This window comes from Coprococcus sp. RTP21204st1_G4_RTP21204_210225, assembly GCF_040915385.1.
Lineage (GTDB): Bacteria > Bacillota > Clostridia > Lachnospirales > Lachnospiraceae > Allocoprococcus > Allocoprococcus comes.
The window spans coordinates 1-18,818 of record NZ_JBCPDP010000022.1; the positions used below are offsets into that span (position 1 = coordinate 1).

The window sequence follows — 18,818 nt, forward strand, 5'->3', positions numbered from 1 at the left end:
AAATTTGTATGTGGTTTTGAAGGTACATGTAGAAAGTAAGGGAGCTGTAGACCGTAAGGGTTTGCAGTTTTTTTATTACATATATTATATAGGAAATTATTTACCTTTAAGGAAAAATGTGGTAATATGCTGAAAGAATGAGAGTAATTTAAGAGGCATGAGCAAATGGGTTTTTTAAATCAGCTATTAAAGTACAAAAATATATGTATTCAATGTCATAACAGTCCAGATGCAGATGCACTGGCTGCGGCATATGGGGTGTATACATATTTAAAACTACAGGATATCAATGTGTCAATTATTTACAGTGGAGATTATGAAATCCAAAAAAAAGATCTTTTGTACATGATTGATATCTGTGAGATTCCGGTAGAATATGTAAAAGAGTTACCCAAGACAGATCTTCTACTACTGGTTGATGGGCAATATGGAAGAGGAAATGTATATCGTTTTGAAGCGGATAATATAGCAATGATCGATCATCATATGCCTTCCATGAAAAAAACAGAAAATGCTTTTATTGACTATTCTTATCAAAGCTGTTCTACAATTGTCTGGGAACTTTTGAAAGAAGAAGGATATGATGTAAAGGCGAATGAAAAGTTAAGTATTGCATTTTTATATGGATTGTATACAGATACTTCTTCCTATGTAGATTTGTACAAGAAGCATGACATTGCGATGCGCGATGAGTTAAGCAAAGATTATCCGGAACTGGAACGGTTAAAAAAATCATCCATGAGTCTGGAGGACCTCATGATTGCAGGAGAAGCTTTGTACCATGCATATTTTGATAAAGAGAAGCAATATCTTTTGATCAGTGCAATGCATTGTGAGCAATCAGTGCTTGGAATCATTGGTGATATGGCAATAAAGGTTGATGTTGCCAAAGTTAGCATTGCATATACGGATATTGACAGTGGATATCAGGTTTCAATAAGAAGTGCGGATCGGGAGTATCTTGCAAATGAAGTGGCAGAAAAGCTCTGCGATGGAATCGGAAGCGGTGGTGGCCATATAGATAAAGCCGGCGGTGTGATTTCAAGAGATTGTATCTGCGAAAGTTATGCAGGATGGGAAATTGCAGACATTATCAAAGAGAGAATGGAAAAAATCATGAAATAAAAAAAAGAAACAGTGGTTTACAAAAAAGGAAGTAAACCGCTGTTTCTTTCTATAATGATGTTAGAATTCCCTGTTCTGATAGAATTTTATGGATAGAATCCAGGAAATCATATACAGTAATAAACCTATGAAAAAAAGAATCAAAATATAGTAACTTCGGAAAGGGAAATGTGCAAGTCCGAGAGGCAAATTTTTTATGAAAGATTGCAACCAACCAAGCAATGCGAAAAATAAAATAAATCCAATATAATAAGCAAACCGACCTTTCTCAGCACCTAGTTTGAAGGTAAACGGAAACATAAAGGCAGGTGGCAGTAATCCGGCTATAAAGATAATTGTAAAAATAGTAAGAAGACCGGAAATATAAAAGTTGTGTCTTATAATCATGTTGATTATTTGCACAATTTCAACAATGATGGCAGAAAGTGTAAGGGTACATACTGTTAAAATATATTTGGAGGATACAATTTCTTTTCGGCTACAGGGAAAGGTACAGGCATAGAGACTCCAATTTGATTTTTCATCGTAAGAAAGCAGGTTTACCGGGATAATGCTGGAAATTGTAATAGGATATAATGCAAAAAACAGATTGTTATTCCATGCTCCGGCAAAGGAAAATACAATAATCAGAATAAAAAATAAACGACAATATTTTATCATCAGATAAAGATCTTTACGAAGTAATCCTTTCATATTCAGTGAACCCCCTTTATCATAAAAATAAACAAATCTTCTATACTGATCGGATGTACCTTAAATCCTTCCGGAATCTGATCTCGAAGAACTACTGCTTCTACATTGTAAGAAGAGTATTTGACTCCGATGACCGCAGATTGATCGAGTTCCTGAAGCTGTTCCTTTGTACATTGAATGATACCGTATTTTTCCAGAAGCCGGTCTTTTTCTTCGAAAAGAACAAGGTTACCTTTATGAAGAAAGGCAACATAATCACAAATTTTCTCCAGATCACTTACAATATGGGAAGAAATTAAAATTGCATGAGATTCATCTCTGGTAAAATCATTGAAAATATCAAGGATTTCATCGCGCATTACAGGATCAAGACCGCTTGTTGCTTCATCAAGGATCAGAAGTTTAGGATGATGAGAGAGAGCAACTGCAATTCCCAGTTTCATCTTCATTCCTTTTGAAAACTTACCAAATTCTTTTTTATTTGGAAGGTTAAATTTTTGGAGATATTGGTCGTATAGAGAAGGATCCCAGTTGTGGAAAATATCCTTCATAATGCGTCCAATCTGTAAAGGAGTCAGGCATTCCTGAAAACCAACTTCATCTAATACAACGCCAATTTCTTCTTTCAAGATAGTAGTAGCAGAAGTGCAGTCTCTTCCCAAAATTCGAATCGAACCGCTGTCTTTTTTTATGATATCCAGAATTAGTTTAATGGTGGTAGTTTTTCCGGCACCATTTTCACCGATGAGTCCTAAGATACATCCACTGGGAAGAGTGAGATTTAGATGATTCAGGGAAAATCCAGGATAGTTCTTATTCAAATCGTTTATTTCTAAAGCATTTGTTTCAAATGTGGCCATAAGCTATTCCTCCATCATGAAATGAAGCATCTCAGTAAGTTCCTGTTCGCTTAGATTACAGGAAGCTGCAAGATGTACTATTTTTTCCATGTAGTCTTCAATTTTTTTCAGATTTGTTTCACGCAAAAGATCCGTATTAAGTGGAGCAACGAAACAGCCCTTTGCTGCAATCGTGTAAATAAAACCTTCTTTTTCCAGTTCATCGTAAGCCCGCTTGGTTGTTACGACACTGATTCGTAGATCTTTGGCAAGGCTTCGAATGGAAGGAAGAGCTTCGTCAGATGGTAATGTTCCACTTATAATTTGCGATTTGAGTTGTGTAAAAATCTGTTCATAGATGGGTGCACCACTTTTGTTATCTATGAATATATTCACGTTTTCACCTCGCTTAAAATGTTATAACTGTATATATACAGTATATACAGTTGGCAAAGGTGTGTCAAGAGAAACAATCCTGCTTGTATAGAAATTTGATTCATGGTATGATAACTTTCATAGATTAAACGGAATTACCAGTCGAATAATATCTGGAGAAATCAATGTATGAAGAGTAGGAGAATAAATATAATGATTTCTCTGATTAAAGTTAAGGTAGTGGGAGGAAGGAAAAATGCAGACTTTTGCGAATACAGGAATAAAAACGGAAGTTATAGACGAAATTATTTCATTTGCAAAAAAACATGATATACATTGTGTGATTCTTTTTGGATCCAGAGCGAGGGGAGACTTCAAGAGGACGAGCGATATTGATATTGCGGCAAGTGGTGGTGATTTTGATCGTTTTGCATTAGATGTTGATGAAGAGACATCCACGTTGCTGGAATTTGACATTGTGGACCTGGATAGAGATATGCAAGACGCCTTACGAGAATCGATACGGAGAGAGGGGAAAATTCTTTTTGAAAAAGTATGAAAATTTTTGTGTGTCATTGGAAAATATGAAGGATATTTATAATTACGAAGAACCGTATGATAATGTCGTTCTAACTGGTTTGGTTGGATTATATGAAATTACATTTGAGCAGTCATGGAAGATGATGAAAGAAATATTGGAGATACATGGATTTGCAGAAGGAGCAACAAGTTCTCCGAAAATGATTCTCAGAACAGCATATAAAGCAGGTATGATAAAGGATGAAGAACTATGGTTATCTGCATTACAAGAAAGAAATAATGTAACACATTCTTATAACCGAAAGATTGCAATGGGGATTATTACGCAGGCAAAACAGAAGTTTTATAAAATGTTCTGTGAATTAAAAGAAGAAATTGACAGGAATTGGATATAGTAGTCAGGAGCATAAAATGGATACAAATGAAATCAAGATCCGCCCGGCAACCGAAGCGGACGCAGCAGAAATTTTAAATATCTATGCACCCTATATAACGGACACAGCAATTACATTTGAATATGATGTTCCGACACTGGAAGAGTTTACGGGACGGATTCGTCACACACTGGAGAAATATCCGTATCTGGTGGCAGTAAGAGACAGCGAGATTATCGGTTATGCATATGCAGGAGCTTTTTATGGGCGGGCTGCATATGACTGGTCGGCAGAAACTACGATTTATGTAAAGAAGGGCTGCAGTCACAGTGGTGTTGGAAAACTGCTTTATCAGGCACTTGAAACTGCACTGAAAGCACAGAATATCATCAATCTATATGCATGCATTGGATATCCGGAAGAAGACGATGAATATCTGACAAAGAACAGCAAGCAGTTCCATGAACATCTGGGATACCGTTTGATCGGAGAATTCCGGAAGTGTGGTTATAAATTTGGGCGTTGGTACCATATGGTCTGGATGGAGAAGATGATAGGAGAACATCCGGAGAAACCGGAGCAGGTAAAGAGATTTTCAGAAATATAGTGATGGAAATTAAAAAACGGGAGAATGCTGTTTGAAAATGCATTCTCCCGTTTCTCAATATTGTTATGAGAGCATCTCTTCGATCTTCGCCTGCATTTCAGCGACGGTATGCTTTCGTGACCGGGCACATTCCTGTGCCTGACAGCCGCAGATCAAACATTTGCGGTAGACGCCGCGGGAGAGTTTTTCTCCGTCTGTTCCAATCACATCCATATCAAAAAGACGTCCGAAGGGATGGTTTTCTTCGAGTTCTGTTGTTAGTTCTTTAATTTTATCTGCCGGATAGTCGACTGTAAGAATAATTTCATTTCCAGTCTTCTCATCAAACTCAGTTTGGGTAAGAATCGGAATGTTCTCTTTTTGTAATACAGCAAAAAGTGCTTCCTTTCCGGAAAGGAATGCTTTTTTGATCTGTTCATTCGTCTTTATAGGTCCCGGAATATTCATGCAGAATGAAATCACTGGGCAATGATATCTTTGAATATATTCATTTTGTATATTAACGCGGCGCTCGCGGCAGGCGAGCATGTCGGTTAATACTACTTCCTGTCCTTTCATAGCAGATCCTCCTAATAATGAATAACATTTTCTTGTTGTCTGATCCGTTCGATTACAGGAATTGCTTCCGGACTTTTGAAATAATCCAGTGTGGTTTGCGGTACCAGCTTCGAAAGGGTATCATAGTCACCATTTTGCAGGGCAAGACGTACATTGGAAGCGCTGATCGGTGTATCCTCACAGGTCTTTCTTGGGACAACGATACATTCGATGCCCTGTTCCGGTAATTTTTCAGACATGATCCGGTTATAGATTCCGGTAACCAGGCTAGTAGGCTCTTCCCCTACGTAACGGCGAGTGATACCGAGCACCTTTGCAATCTGCGTAAATACCGTCAGGTCCAGCATGGCGTGGCTTTCAATCACTGCATTCTCATCTTTCTGGAAATAGCTTGGAAAAGTAGTATTGCTGATAATATATGGACCACTGTCGTGATAACAGATGTTTTTCAAGTGTGCTGTTCCTTTCATGACGAGTTGTTTTCTGATCTTGAATGGAACCAGGCTGGCATCTTCACTGACAATGAAGAGATGAAGCAGATCATTTTCAGCAGCCGCTTTTTCTATAAGATACTGGTGTCCGAGGGTAAACGGGTTGGCGTTCATGACGAGAGCAGCAATCTTTCTGGTGGGAGTCTCAGCAGTCAATCCTTCTGGAAGTGCATCTTTTGCAAAAGTACGCAGATAATTCTGAAATCCGGTTTTTCGGTTTTCCATGAAGACAATCTGTCCATCGATCCGGGCAATTTCATAGAATCCAAGATCACCGAAGAACTTGGCAGAATTACATTTGGTGTAAAGAAAAAGGTGTGTATTCCCTCTTGAAAACTGAAATTCAATCAGATGAGAGACGATGGAATTCATCAGTCCTTCTCCCTGATGTTCATGGCTTACGGCAAAACATCGTAAGGTGTTGCCAAAACAGCTTCCTGTTGCGATAATGTGCATCTCATCGTCATACATGCCGCAGGTGTAATCCAGGTTAGCATCTCTGCGGATCCCTTCTGAGATAAGGAGCGCGTCCACTTCATCGTTGGCTCGCTTGTCAGAAGGATAGATTTGAGAAATATAATAATCTGACATAGATAAATTCCTTTCTGCACAGTAGCTCAAAATATTTGATGAAATTATTTTAACATGTGTATAGAAAATGTAAAGAGGAGCAAGGATTCAAGAAAGAAATCAGGCATTATTCTTAAAAAAATACAAATTGGATTTATGTCATATTGATATGATCACAATATGAATTATGTAATTTACTAATAACCAGGATAACCCTATAATATAGTTGGATAAAAAATAATCGTATGATTTATAGTAAAGGAAGGATAGATATGGCAACCATTTTCCCAAGAGAAGAAAAAGCCGAGATGTTATTTGACAAGATTCTTGCAAACCCGGAGGCATGCAGGCGACTGAAAAGAACTTTTTATGATGCCATTGATTCCGGAGATGAGTTTGTGACAGAAAATCTTCCCGCAAAGCAGTTCACCGCTGCATTATTCGATGCATATGAAAATAAAGATCTGACTGCATTTCTCATGGCTGTGTGCCAAAACAGTATGTTCGATCTTTTAAGAAATGCTTTTCTGATACCGTTTAAATTTAATGCGGATGGACAGACAAATCCTATTTTTTTGACAGATGAAGAGGGAAAGCTTCTGGAAAATCTTCCGATTCATGTAAAGGAAAAAGAATATGAAAAATTTCGAAAAGTTTATCAGAAGCGTGATAAAGTAAAAATGTATCTGGCACATGGATATAAGAAAAGGCATTGTTATGATTCAGAAACAATGGAAACACAGGAATATAAGATGGGAGAGCATGACGGAGTACTTCTGATCTATGAACTTCCGGATACCGTAAAAGAAAAAAAGACGGAGGCTGAAGCTTATGCAGCTGTGTGGGATATTATGATGGAACTTCAAAAGGAACTGCCAAATTCTGTGGTATATTACGGACAGGATTTCTTGCAGGAAGAAGGAAAAAGATTTGATGAAATGGGGGTTTTCCTTCCGCTGGAACACTTTTCTGACAGACTGGAAAGGCATATAGAAAAAGCGGATCAAATTGTATATGGTAAATAAAAAGATGCATCTGGTTGAAAAAAGATCAGATGCATCTTTTTATTTAAAATTCTTTTTTACGTGCAATAACGGAATGTTTTGTCCGTCAGAATTCTTGCAAAGATAAGTCCAAGAGGCAAGGCAAGAATGATAAGTATTGCAGCTGCAAACCAGGATGCAGAGGTTTGCAGAGACATCACTCCAAGATTATAGATTGCCCGGTAAAGATAAAGTCCCGGTACCATGATGACAATAGAAGGTACAGTCAGAGAAATTCTCGGGTAACCGATTTTGCTTTTTAATACAGAAGCCAGAATTCCGGCAGTCAGGGCACCGATAAAAGCTGCGGCTGCAGGAGGCAGGGAGACCAAGTCTACCAGTTCAAGACGGAGTGTATTGGCAATTGCTCCAATGATACCGGCTGTGGCAGAGAGTTCTTTAGGACTGTTGAACATAACAGAAAAGCCGAACACCCCGCAGAAGCTGGCGAGAAGCCGGAATAGTATATGTTGCCAGAGTGTGAGAGAAAGAGGTGGGAAATCACTTGGCTTTAAATGAAGGATAAGTGCCATGATCCAGGCGGTCAAGGTTGCGACAAGAATGATGATCATTGCGTAAGCAAGTCGTTCCAGGCCGGATCGCATATCCAGTTTTGCAAGGTCGATTCCGCTGGTGATAAATGGAAAACCGGGAATGATGAAAAGCATAGAGCATATATATCCGGCTTCATGAGCAAGAGAAATGCCGAACAACAGTTCAGTTGTTTTTAAAAGTGCAGCATAGATAAGGCAGGCAGCAGCAACAGAGGCAGTAATGCCTAAGAATAATGTGAAATGATGCTTAGTCAGTTTACATCTTACAAAGTTGCCGATACCGGCACCGAAAAAAGCAAGAAGCATTTCTACCGGTCCGCCACCAAGGAGAAAGGTAAATGCCCCACAGGCAAATGCTGCGGCAAATCCGAGTGCAACTGGAGAGTAAAGGCCATGGATCCGTTCAATCTCATCCAGATAAGAATGAATCTGTTCACCGGAAAGATATTTTTCCTTTGTTGGGAAATCGTTGATGAAGTTTTCCAGTCGGTTCAATTTCGAAGTATTAACACCGGTATTGGTCAGACACAGCGACTGTGAAAAACAGTTTTCACCGTCAAAACAGGTGTATTCAATGGACATCAGGCCGATGTCGGCGGTACAGCTGATTCCCAGTTCTCTGGAAAGGGTATTCATAGAGCTTCGAACACGCCATGCTCCGGTTCCACAGGAAAGAAGCATCATGCCACATCTACCGACAACGGAGGCTTTTTCAATTAGCCCGGCCTTGGTGATAGGAATGGTATCTTCTTTATTCAGTGCATAATCATGCCATAGAATGTCCATATGATTTTTTTCTATTATGCCTTGCTGCATAAATTTCACTTCCTTTTGCTATACCAATAATATATGAACAATATATTAAATATGTATTATTGGTATTGATTTATCATAATAAAGTATAATCATCGAAATGCAAAAGTCAATAGAAGAGTTGAGAAATCCTGAAAAAGGATAAGAATATGCCAATGTGGATTTAAAAACATGACCGAGGCAATGTGCATAAAATGAAAAACCATTTTTTGTCTAATGTGTATAAGAAAAAGTATGTAGAAAACACCGGCAGTTTTTAAAGTAATAAATGCTAATAAAAAATGCTAATAAGCAAGAAAGCCTGTTTTTCTTGACACTCATTATGTTAGGTGTTACGGTTATTGAGAGTTAAGAAAACTCCGTTTATTTATTAAGAAAATGAATCAATGAGGTGTAAGAACATGCAGGAATTAAAACCGATCAAAGAAGGTAAAGTACGTGAGATTTATGACAATGGCGACAGCCTGATCATGGTTGCAACAGACCGTATCAGCTGCTTTGACGTGATTCTGAATAATGAAGTAACTAAGAAAGGTACTGTTCTGACACAGATGTCAAAATTCTGGTTCGATATGACAGAAGATATTCTTCCGAACCATATGATTTCTGTAGATACAAAGGATATGCCGGAATTCTTCCAGCAGGAGAAATATGAAGGGAAATCCATGATGTGTAAAAAGCTCAACATGCTTCCGATCGAATGTATCGTTCGTGGTTATATCACAGGAAGCGGCTGGAAGAGCTATCAGGAAAATGGCACAGTATGTGGAATTAAACTTCCGGAAGGATTAAAAGAATCTGACAAACTGCCAGAACCGATTTATACACCATCTACAAAAGCTGAGATCGGTGATCATGATGAAAATATCTCTTATGAACAGAGTGTAGATCACCTGGAAAAATATTTTCCGGGAAGAGGAAAAGAATTAGCTGAAAAGCTTCGTGATAACACCATTGCTCTTTACAAAAAATGTGCAGAATATGCACTCAGCAAAGGAATTATCATTGCAGATACCAAATTTGAATTTGGTCTTGATGAAGAAGGCAATATGGTGATCGGTGATGAGATGCTGACACCGGACAGTTCAAGATTCTGGCCGGCGGACGGATATGAACCGGGACACGGACAGCCGTCTTTTGACAAACAGTTTGCACGTGACTGGCTTACAGCTAATCCAGATAACAACTGGACACTTCCACAGGAAATCGTGGACAAAACAATTGAAAAATATCTGCAGGCATATGAGATGCTTACTGGAGAAAAACTTGCATAATTATTGCATTTCATATCATAAGAATAAAAATACAAAAGGATCGGCTTTTAATTGCCGGTCCTTTTATTAACTGCTATTATAATAATAGGAAAATATCAATGAGAAAGGAAGAATCTTATGAAACGACCATTTAAGAGGATTTTATACGGCGGAGATTATAACCCGAACCAGTGGGGAAAAGAGGTCTGGAAAGAAGATATGCGCATTTTCAAAGATGCCCGTATCAATAGTGCAACGATTAATGTATTTTCATGGGCAAAGATCCAGCCATCGGAAGATACTTACAATTTTACAGAGCTGGATGAAGTGATTGCTATGCTCAGCCAGGAGAATTACGATATCGTGCTTGCTACATCAACAGCAGCGCTGCCGGCATGGATGGTAAAGCGTTATCCGGAGGTCGCAAGGACTGATTATGAGGGAAGACATCACAAATTCGGACAGCGTCATAATGCTTGCCCGAATTCCCTTGTGTTTCAGAAATTTGCATCCCGTCTGGCCGGAAAGCTTGCCGAGCGTTACGGGAACAATCCACATGTAACCTGCTGGCATATCAGCAACGAGTATGGTGGAGAATGCTACTGCGAAAATTGTGAGAAAGCTTTCCGAGTCTGGCTGCGTGAAAAATATCAGACACTGGATGAACTTAACAAAGCATGGAATACCGAATTCTGGGGACATACGATTTATGACTGGGATGAAGTAGTACTTCCAGATGCTCTTGGTGACGGGATTGAAGATGCGGCAGAACCGCATATGACAGCTTTTGCCGGACTATCGATTGATTATTGTCGCTTTAATTCAGACGGAATGCTGAATAACTTCAAGATGGAAAAAGAAGCAATCCGTAAATTTGACAAAGAGACACCGATCACTACAAATATGATGGGAACCTTTAAAGGACTTGATTATTTCAAATGGGCAAAGGAAATGGATGTGATCTCCTGGGATAATTATCCTTCTTATAATACACCATGGAGTCTGGTCGCAATGAAGCATGATTTGATGCGTGGACTCAAAGATCAGCCGTTTATGCTGATGGAACAGACACCGAGCCAACAGAACTGGCAGCCATATAACTCACTTAAACGTCCGGGTCAGATGCGCGCGCAGAGCTATCAGACCATGGCGCACGGTGCGGATACAATCCAGTTCTTTCAGTTGCGCCGAAGTGTAGGCGGATGTGAGAAGTTCCACGGTGCTGTCATTGCACATGCAGGAACGGAAAATACAAGAGTCTTCCGCGAGGTGAAGCAGCTTGGTGAAGAACTGGAAAGATTAAGTGACCTGATCCCGGGATCTGTAAATGAAGCAGAAGTTGGAGTGATCTTTGACTGGGATAATTACTGGGCTTTGGAATACACAAGCGGCCCGTCGATCAGTCTCAAATATGTGGACCAGATCCACCGCTATTACTGTTATTTCTATGAAAAAAATATTGGCACCAGTATGATTCCGGTGGATGCGGATTTCTCAAAATATAAGATGGTGGTTGCACCGGTTCTTTATATGGTAAAACCGGGAATGAAAGAAGCACTGGAAGAGTATGTGAAAAATGGCGGTATTCTTGTGACAACCTATATGAGTGGTATTGTTGGAGAGTCAGATAATGTATACCTTGGCGGATATCCGGGACCGTTAAAAGAGATGGCTGGTGTCTGGGTGGAAGAAATCGATGCCCTTGCACCGGAACAGCATAACATTGTGACGTTCAAAGACGGAAGCCGGAGCAAATGTAAGATCGTATGTGATCTGATGCATCTGGAGGGAGCGGAGTCTCTTGGCGAATATACGGAAGATTTCTACGCAGGCATGCCGGCAGTGACCAGACATAGTTATGGAAAAGGAAAACTGTATTACATCGGAACCTGTATGGAAGAAGATGGAATTGCGAAGATTCTTTCCATGGCAGTAGAGGATGCAGGAGCAGAACCGGTTGCAGGAGCTGGAAACGGTCTGGAGATCGTGAAACGTAACAGAGAAGGAAAGAGCTTCTATTTTGTGATGAACTTCAGGGATGAAGAGCTGGAAATTCCGGAAGAATTTGCAGGCAAAACAGATCTGCTGAGTGGGAATGCAGTAGGAAAAGGAGAAAAACTTCCGAAGTTTGGTGTGAAGATTGTAGTGGAATAAAAATTTAAGATTGAAAATAAAAGGAAGCAGGAATTTCAGACAGGTGTAAGGCTGTCAGAGATTCCTGCTTCTTTGGGTTAGGCGGGAATTATTTAATGAAATTATTACTGTGACGGATGAGGATGCCTATGAGACGGCAAGACTTTCTGCAAAGACAGGAGGAATTTCGGTTGGAATTTCATCAGGAGCAGCGCTCTGGGCTGCGATCAAGGTGGCAAAGAGAGCTGAAAATGCAGGGAAGAATCTTCTTCTATTCTTCAATCACCTGGATTTCCAGAAAATCAAAATCAATCGAATCCACGAAACTGTCCTGATAGAATCTCGCTTTGGAATGCCGCTTGAATTCGTTGATATTCACATCCAGCCAGATCGGTTTGCTGAGATCAAATTCATAGCAGATCTCATCCAGAGCATTGAAAATCTTGTGGGTTCTTGTATCGTCACTGTCATCACAGATGGTGGTATCTTTGATCATATGATTGTCTTTAAATTCTTTTCCCCATAAGCGGAACATGGTAAAATCCTCCTTTAAAAAAATTATGAAAAATGCCGGTCAGGCGAAGAATGTTTTTGTATCAAGTGATTTTCAGTATAGCGGATTTAGGGGAGAAAGTAAAGGAGACAGATTTTATTCTATGATTCTCTGATATGATGTGCTATATTGATACTAAAGTTTATGAAAGAAAGAGAATCATTCTCAATAACATGGAATAGGATAGAGAAAAAAGACAGGGAATCAGAAAAATGTCTGGAATAAAACGAGAAACTATAATCCGGGTTATACTGGGAATCTGTATGATATTTGTATCGATTGGTATGATATATGGTAAGTCCAAAGCCGGGAACGCAGATGAAAAAGGCAGAACCTATATAGAAGAATCAGAAAAAACTGCAAAGCAGAAGAACACAGAGAAAAGCAGGAAAGACAGCACGGAATCAACAAAGGCAGACAGCACAATTAAAGCCCAGATGACAGAAGCGCAGCAGCTATCAGACACCGAAGCAAAAGGCATTGCCGAGGCTGAAGCGGTAGAAGCATCCATCCAGCCGGGACAGTATCCGGTGATGGGGATCAGCAGTATCCGCGCCTGGCAATTGGTAAATTATTTTAAAGCGTATGGAAGCACTTATCCGGCAGAAGTTTTGACGCAGGGAGGTGCACCGGATATTGAGACATTTGCACAGATGTATTATGAAGAAGCCACGGCAGAAGGCGTCCGTCCGGAGGTTGCATTTGCACAGGCGATGAAGGAGACAGGCTGGCTGCAGTATGGTGGGGATATGCAGATCACCCAGTATAATTTTGCCGGGATCGGGACGACGGGAGGAGGCGTACCGGGGAATTCCTACCCGGATGTCAGAACCGGGATCCGGGCACAGATCCAGCATCTGAAAGCTTATGCGACAGACGAAGCACTTGTCAAGGAATGTGTAGATGACCGTTACTCTTACGTGACAAAGGGGAGCGCACCGTATGTAGAGTGGCTGGGGCAGAAAGAAAATCCGGAAGGGTATGGCTGGGCAACGGGTGAACGTTATGGATACGACATTGTAGAAATGATTCATGCAATGCGAAAATAAAAGAAATGTGTCAGATTGAGATTATCTAATTTATTAAAATACTATGAAGCTTGCCCGGGCTGTATAGATTTCAAAGAGAAAAAATGGTATACTGGTTTTACTTTCGGGACGAAAAAGGGAGATAGATTCCGGAGGGAAGTATACATAAAAAGGGGAGATTACATGCAGTCAGCAATGAAGTATTACGATGACGTAGACAGCTGGAAGACCGTCATGTTTCTTTACAATTCCGCATTGAAAGAAGTAGGGACGAAGCTGGAGATACTGAACGATGAATTTCAACATGTACACAGATATAATCCGATCGAGCATATCAAGACCAGGATCAAATCCGCAGAAAGTATTGTGAAAAAGCTGAAGCGGTACGGATATGAGACAAGTATTGAGAACATGGTACGCTATGTCAATGATATCGCAGGAGTCCGTCTGATCTGTTCGTTTACATCCGATATTTACCGGCTTGCGGAGATGATAGGGAATCAGAGCGACTTAAAGGTTCTGTCAATCAAAGACTATATCAAGAATCCGAAGGAAAGTGGATACAAGAGCTACCACATGCTGGTGTCCGTTCCAATCTTTCTGTCGGACAGTGTGGTGGATACGAAGGTCGAGATCCAGATCAGGACAATTGCGATGGATTTCTGGGCGAGTCTGGAGCATAAGATTTATTACAAGTTTGAAGGGCAGGCACCGGAGTATATCAGCCGGGAACTAAAGGAATGTGCAGATATGGTATCGGCACTGGATGACAAGATGCTGTCACTGAATGAAGCAATTCTGGAATGTCTGAAAGAAGGCGGTGAGAAGCCGGTTCCGGAGAAAACAGAAGAAGTGGATGCGGAGATCATTGAGAATCCTATGATCCGATAAAGAAACACAAGAAAGTAATTATAAGAAAGCAGGAGCAGTCAATTGATTGTTGAGGAGTATACTCAACGTTAACTGACTGCTCCTGCTTTTTTGACACCGAACAGAAAAAAATCATATTTAACAAAAACTTTACACAGCCAGGATTTCAGATTTTACAACCATTTTATATGATAGAGACCGTGAAGAAAAGAAAAAATAAAAACACATAAAACGGAGGATTTTAGTATTATGAAATTCAGAAAATTAATGGCAGTAGCACTTGTAGCAGCAATGGCAGCAACAATGGCAGTTGGATGCGGAGGATCATCATCTGACAAGAGCGCAGAGGGCAGTACGAATAACAGCAGCGCAGATGGCGGAAGTGATTTTGATACATCAAATGATATTACAATTGTATCCCGTGAAGATGGATCCGGTACAAGAGGAGCTTTCATTGAGCTGTTCGGAATAGAAGAAAAACAGTCAGACGGAACGAAAGTAGATATGACAACAACAGATGCGCAGATTACAAATAATACATCGGTAATGCTTACAACTGTAGCAGGTGACGAATATGCAATCGGTTATGTATCACTCGGATCTTTAAATGACAGCGTAAAGGCTCTGAAGATTGACGGAGCAGAAGCCACAGCAGACAATATCGAAAATGGTTCTTACAAAGTGTCAAGACCTTTCAATATTGCAGTGAAGAAAGATCTTGATAATGAAGTTGCAAAAGATTTTATGGCATATATTATGAGTACAGAAGGACAGAAAATCGTATCAAATGAAAAATACATTCCGGTATCGGATGTAGAAGCTTATGCAGGATCAAAACCATCTGGAAAATGTGTAGTAGGTGGATCTTCTTCCGTATCACCGCTGATGGAAAAACTGATTGAAGCATATAAGAAAGTAAACCCAAATGCAGACATTGAGCTTCAGACTTCAGATTCTACAACAGGTATGACATCTACGATCGAAGGAAGCTATGACATCGGTATGGCATCCAGAGAACTGAAAGATGACGAAGCTTCAGAACTTGAAGCAACAGTAATCGCAACAGATGGTATTGCAGTGATCGTAAATAAAGCTAACACGGCAGATGAGCTTTCAGCAGATCAGGTAAAATCAATCTATGTTGGGGATGTTACAACATGGGATGAAGTTTCCAAATAAATAAAAGAGGAAATTAAAGAATGAAATCAAAAGCATGGACTGAAAAAGTCATGCAGGGAGTGTTCTTCATTGCCGCCTGCACTTCGGTGCTGGCGGTAGCTCTCATTTGCATCTTCTTGTTTGCAAATGGAATCCCTGCAATCAGACAGATAGGATTTGTAAAATTTATAACCGGTGATATCTGGCGTCCGGGAAATGAACTTTTTGGTATTTTTCCGATGATCATCGGAAGTATCTATGTGACGGCAGGAGCAATTATATTTGGTGTACCGATCGGAATTCTGACTTCGGTATTTATGGCTATGTATTGCCCGAAGAAAATTTACAGACCGTTAAAAGCAGCAACTGAACTGCTTGCGGGAATTCCGTCAGTTGTATATGGTTTCTTCGGCATGGTGATCGTAGTTCCGATCATTCGGGACTTCGGAAGAACTTTAAAGATGATGGGACTGGTTGAAAAATCCGGAGATGGAAAAGGAATCCTGACTACATCAATTGTACTTGGTATGATGATCCTTCCAACGATCATCGGGACAACAGAAAGTGCAATGCGTGCAGTACCACCACAGTACTATGAAGGCTCGCTGGCACTTGGCGCAACCCAGGAAAGAAGTATTTTCAAAGTTGTGATTCCGGCGGCAAAGTCCGGTGTGATCACAGGAATCGTACTTGGAATCGGACGTGCGATCGGTGAGACCATGGCAGTTATTATGATCGCAGGAAACCAGCCTAGACTGGTCAATAATATTCTGCTCGGTGTCCGTACTCTGACTGGTAATATTGTAATTGAGATGGGATATGCGACCGGACTTCACAGGGAAGCGCTGATTGCTACAGGAGTTGTACTTTTTGTATTTATCCTGATCATCAATTTTAGTGTTGCGCTGCTTAAGAGGAGGGGTGAACATGAGTGATCAGACGAAAAAACCTGTTTATATCAACCGGGAAAATTTTACAGATAAGATAAAAAGCTATCTGAGACATCCGGGATCCATGATTTTGATGTTTCTTGTGATGCTTGCGACATTTATCACGTTTGCATTGCTCCTGTTCCTGATTTTTTATATTTTGATCAATGGAATTCCGTACATTAAACCGTCATTATTTTCATTACATTATACATCGGACAATGCATCTGTTATACCGGCATTGATCAATACGGTTGTTATGACACTGCTTTCGCTTTTGATCGCAGTACCATTTGGCATTTTTTCAGCAATCTTTCTTGTGGAATACGCAGGAAAGGGGAATAAATTTATCGAAGTGATCCGCCTGACGACGGAGACTCTTTCGGGCATTCCGTCTATCGTATATGGTCTGTTTGGTATGCTGTTCTTTGTAAATACGCTGAAATGGGGATTTTCCGTTCTGGCAGGTGCATTTACTTTATCGATCATGATTCTTCCGCTGATCATGCGCCAGACAGAAGAAGCACTTAAAGCAGTTCCGGATTCTTACAGAGAAGGAAGCTTTGGACTTGGAGCCGGAAAGCTCCGTACCGTATTCCGTATCGTGCTTCCATCGGCAGTTCCTGGAATCCTTGCAGGTGTGATCCTTGCCATTGGACGTATCGTAGGAGAGACGGCAGCACTGATTTATACAGCAGGAACGGTTGCACAGGTGCCAAAGAATGTACTTGGTTCCGGTCGGACACTGGCAATCCATATGTATATGCTGTCAAGCGAAGGGCTGTATATGAACCAGGCGTATGCGACAGCTGTTATTTTGCTTGTACTGGTTGTTGCGATCAACACCCTTTCCGGTGTGGTTGCGAAGAAACTGACGAAAGCATAGAGAGGAAAAGAAAATGTCAAAGATAAGTGTAAAAAATCTTGATTTATATTATGGCGATTTCAAGGCGCTGAAAAACATTAACCTTGAGATCGAGCCAAATAAGATCACCGCGTTCATCGGACCGAGTGGTTGTGGTAAATCCACACTTCTCAAGTCGATCAACCGTATGAATGATCTGGTAGAAGGATGCAGGATTGACGGCGAAGTCCTTCTGGACGGACAGAATATTTTTAAAGGAATGGACGTAAATGTCCTGAGAAAAAGAGTCGGAATGGTATTCCAGAAACCAAATCCATTCCCGATGAGCATTTATGATAATATTGCTTATGGACCGAGAACGCATGGAATCCGTTCAAAGGCAAAACTGGATGATATTGTAGAAAAATCACTGCGTAATGCAGCTATCTGGGACGAGTGTAAGGACCGTCTGAAAAAGAGTGCACTTGGCATGTCCGGTGGACAGCAGCAGAGACTTTGCATTGCACGTGCACTTGCAGTAGAACCGGAAGTACTTCTGATGGATGAACCGACTTCCGCACTGGATCCGATCTCAACATCCAAGATAGAAGACCTTGCGATGGAACTGAAAAAAGATTATACTATCGTTATGGTAACACATAATATGCAGCAGGCAGTCCGAGTGTCGGACAATACCGCATTTTTCCTTCTTGGAGAAGTTGTAGAATATAATGATACTGAAAAATTATTCTCGATTCCGTCCGATAAGAGGACAGAAGATTATATTACAGGGAGGTTTGGTTAAATGCGGAACAGATTTGACAGACAGCTGGAAGAACTTAATGAGATGCTTATCCATATGGGAGAACTTTGCGAGACGGCAATCGAGGAAGCAACAGGAGCTCTGGAAGGACATGATATTGCCAGAGCAAAGGCTGTCATTACAGCAGACAGCGAGATCGATCAGATGGAAAAAGAAATTGAAAATCTCTGCCTGAAGCTTTTGCTTCAGCAACAGCCGGTAGCGCGGGATCTGCGAAGGATCTCGGCATCACTTAAGATGATCACGGATATGGAACGTATCGGAGATCAGACTGCGGATATTGCAGATATTGTGATCGCAACAAAATCAACAGAGGAAAAGAATCTGAAGGATATTAACCGGATGGCAGAGGCGACTGTAAAGATGGTAAGAGACAGTGTATCTGCCTATGTACAGAAAGATCTGGAGCTTGCAAGAAAAGTCATGGATGCAGATGATGAGGTAGATGATCTTTTTGATCTGGTAAAAGGAGATCTGATAAAATTTATTTCCGATCACAAAGGAAGTGCCGGAGATGAGGCGATCGACCTGATCATGATCGCAAAATATCTGGAGAGGATCGGAGATCATGCAACAAATATTGCAGAGTGGGTTGAATTTTCAATTACAGGTATTCATGCAGGCGGAACTGCAATCTAAAAGAAA

21 protein-coding genes are annotated in these 18,818 nt (G+C 40.5%); 14 read left to right on the forward strand and 7 right to left on the reverse strand.

Annotation, left to right across the window (positions count from 1 at the left end; all coding sequences use genetic code 11):
- Positions 1-165: 165 nt before the first annotated feature.
- Positions 166-1,125 (forward strand): bifunctional oligoribonuclease/PAP phosphatase NrnA, encoded by a 960-nt coding sequence (locus tag AB5213_RS14835; RefSeq protein WP_055262065.1) that lies wholly within the window; start codon positions 166-168, stop codon positions 1,123-1,125.
- A gap of 60 nt (positions 1,126-1,185) precedes the next feature.
- Here AB5213_RS14835 and AB5213_RS14840 read toward each other — a convergent pair whose 3' ends face one another.
- From AB5213_RS14840 to AB5213_RS14850, 3 genes are read right to left on the reverse strand one after another with little or no spacing between them, the layout of a single operon-like run.
- Positions 1,186-1,818 (reverse strand): ABC-2 transporter permease, encoded by a 633-nt coding sequence (locus tag AB5213_RS14840; protein ID WP_008368548.1) that lies wholly within the window; start codon positions 1,816-1,818, stop codon positions 1,186-1,188.
- 2 nt (positions 1,819-1,820) lie between these two features.
- Positions 1,821-2,678, reverse strand: coding sequence for an ABC transporter ATP-binding protein (locus tag AB5213_RS14845; RefSeq protein WP_215634143.1), 858 nt, complete (start codon positions 2,676-2,678; stop codon positions 1,821-1,823).
- A 3-nt stretch (positions 2,679-2,681) separates the two neighbouring features.
- Complete coding sequence (locus tag AB5213_RS14850) at positions 2,682-3,053, reverse strand: GntR family transcriptional regulator (RefSeq protein ID WP_008368544.1); 372 nt, start codon at positions 3,051-3,053, stop codon at positions 2,682-2,684.
- A gap of 235 nt (positions 3,054-3,288) precedes the next feature.
- Here AB5213_RS14850 and AB5213_RS14855 point away from each other — a divergent pair, with 235 nt between their 5' ends.
- From AB5213_RS14855 to AB5213_RS14865, 3 genes are read left to right on the forward strand one after another with little or no spacing between them, the layout of a single operon-like run.
- Positions 3,289-3,591 carry a nucleotidyltransferase family protein gene (locus AB5213_RS14855; RefSeq protein ID WP_008368542.1) on the forward strand — a complete coding sequence of 101 codons (303 nt, stop codon included), beginning with the start codon at positions 3,289-3,291 and terminating at the stop codon, positions 3,589-3,591.
- Positions 3,578-3,967, forward strand: a complete 390-nt coding sequence (locus tag AB5213_RS14860; RefSeq protein ID WP_044998490.1) for an HI0074 family nucleotidyltransferase substrate-binding subunit — start codon at positions 3,578-3,580, stop codon at positions 3,965-3,967. Before AB5213_RS14855 ends, AB5213_RS14860 begins: the two co-directional genes overlap by 14 nt.
- Before the next feature lie 16 nt (positions 3,968-3,983).
- Positions 3,984-4,553 carry a GNAT family N-acetyltransferase gene (locus tag AB5213_RS14865; RefSeq protein ID WP_055262071.1) on the forward strand — a complete coding sequence of 190 codons (570 nt, stop codon included), beginning with the start codon at positions 3,984-3,986 and terminating at the stop codon, positions 4,551-4,553.
- A gap of 63 nt (positions 4,554-4,616) precedes the next feature.
- Here AB5213_RS14865 and citX read toward each other — a convergent pair whose 3' ends face one another.
- Complete coding sequence (citX, locus tag AB5213_RS14870) at positions 4,617-5,111, reverse strand: citrate lyase holo-[acyl-carrier protein] synthase (RefSeq protein WP_173685928.1); 495 nt, start codon at positions 5,109-5,111, stop codon at positions 4,617-4,619.
- Between the two features lie 11 nt (positions 5,112-5,122).
- Positions 5,123-6,193 (reverse strand): [citrate (pro-3S)-lyase] ligase, encoded by a 1,071-nt coding sequence (gene citC / locus AB5213_RS14875; RefSeq protein WP_055262075.1) that lies wholly within the window; start codon positions 6,191-6,193, stop codon positions 5,123-5,125.
- A 251-nt stretch (positions 6,194-6,444) separates the two neighbouring features.
- Between citC and AB5213_RS14880 the strand changes: the two genes are divergently transcribed.
- Positions 6,445-7,197 (forward strand): DUF4866 domain-containing protein, encoded by a 753-nt coding sequence (locus tag AB5213_RS14880; protein ID WP_055158184.1) that lies wholly within the window; start codon positions 6,445-6,447, stop codon positions 7,195-7,197.
- A gap of 56 nt (positions 7,198-7,253) precedes the next feature.
- Here AB5213_RS14880 and AB5213_RS14885 read toward each other — a convergent pair whose 3' ends face one another.
- Complete coding sequence (locus AB5213_RS14885; protein ID WP_368276878.1) at positions 7,254-8,585, reverse strand: threonine/serine exporter ThrE family protein; 1,332 nt, start codon at positions 8,583-8,585, stop codon at positions 7,254-7,256.
- A 398-nt stretch (positions 8,586-8,983) separates the two neighbouring features.
- Here AB5213_RS14885 and AB5213_RS14890 point away from each other — a divergent pair, with 398 nt between their 5' ends.
- Both AB5213_RS14890 and AB5213_RS14895 read left to right on the forward strand, forming a co-directional pair.
- Positions 8,984-9,856, forward strand: a complete 873-nt coding sequence (locus AB5213_RS14890; RefSeq protein WP_211134149.1) for a phosphoribosylaminoimidazolesuccinocarboxamide synthase — start codon at positions 8,984-8,986, stop codon at positions 9,854-9,856.
- 117 nt (positions 9,857-9,973) lie between these two features.
- Positions 9,974-11,989 (forward strand): beta-galactosidase, encoded by a 2,016-nt coding sequence (locus AB5213_RS14895; protein ID WP_215634144.1) that lies wholly within the window; start codon positions 9,974-9,976, stop codon positions 11,987-11,989.
- Positions 11,990-12,239: 250 nt separating this feature from the next.
- Here the strand turns inward: AB5213_RS14895 and AB5213_RS14900 are convergent, their stop codons facing one another.
- A complete protein-coding gene (locus AB5213_RS14900; protein ID WP_055158192.1) occupies positions 12,240-12,503 on the reverse strand; it encodes a hypothetical protein in 264 nt (87 codons plus the stop codon).
- A 230-nt stretch (positions 12,504-12,733) separates the two neighbouring features.
- Between AB5213_RS14900 and AB5213_RS14905 the strand changes: the two genes are divergently transcribed.
- The 7 genes from AB5213_RS14905 to phoU all read left to right on the forward strand — a co-directional run bounded on the left by AB5213_RS14905 (position 12,734) and on the right by phoU (position 18,812).
- The gene (locus tag AB5213_RS14905; RefSeq protein WP_055249355.1) at positions 12,734-13,570 is read left to right on the forward strand and encodes a glucosaminidase domain-containing protein; all 837 of its coding nucleotides are present in this window, start codon (positions 12,734-12,736) and stop codon (positions 13,568-13,570) included.
- A 162-nt stretch (positions 13,571-13,732) separates the two neighbouring features.
- Positions 13,733-14,440, forward strand: coding sequence for a GTP pyrophosphokinase family protein (locus AB5213_RS14910; protein ID WP_022220501.1), 708 nt, complete (start codon positions 13,733-13,735; stop codon positions 14,438-14,440).
- Between the two features lie 228 nt (positions 14,441-14,668).
- Positions 14,669-15,598, forward strand: a complete 930-nt coding sequence (locus tag AB5213_RS14915; RefSeq protein WP_215634146.1) for a substrate-binding domain-containing protein — start codon at positions 14,669-14,671, stop codon at positions 15,596-15,598.
- Between the two features lie 20 nt (positions 15,599-15,618).
- Positions 15,619-16,512 (forward strand): phosphate ABC transporter permease subunit PstC, encoded by an 894-nt coding sequence (gene pstC / locus AB5213_RS14920; RefSeq protein WP_008368514.1) that lies wholly within the window; start codon positions 15,619-15,621, stop codon positions 16,510-16,512.
- Positions 16,505-17,392 carry a phosphate ABC transporter permease PstA gene (pstA, locus tag AB5213_RS14925; protein ID WP_008368513.1) on the forward strand — a complete coding sequence of 296 codons (888 nt, stop codon included), beginning with the start codon at positions 16,505-16,507 and terminating at the stop codon, positions 17,390-17,392. Before pstC ends, pstA begins: the two co-directional genes overlap by 8 nt.
- A gap of 13 nt (positions 17,393-17,405) precedes the next feature.
- Positions 17,406-18,155, forward strand: coding sequence for a phosphate ABC transporter ATP-binding protein PstB (pstB, locus tag AB5213_RS14930; protein ID WP_055297679.1), 750 nt, complete (start codon positions 17,406-17,408; stop codon positions 18,153-18,155).
- The gene (gene phoU, locus AB5213_RS14935; RefSeq protein ID WP_055158201.1) at positions 18,156-18,812 is read left to right on the forward strand and encodes a phosphate signaling complex protein PhoU; all 657 of its coding nucleotides are present in this window, start codon (positions 18,156-18,158) and stop codon (positions 18,810-18,812) included.
- The last annotated feature ends 6 nt before the right edge of the window (positions 18,813-18,818 follow it).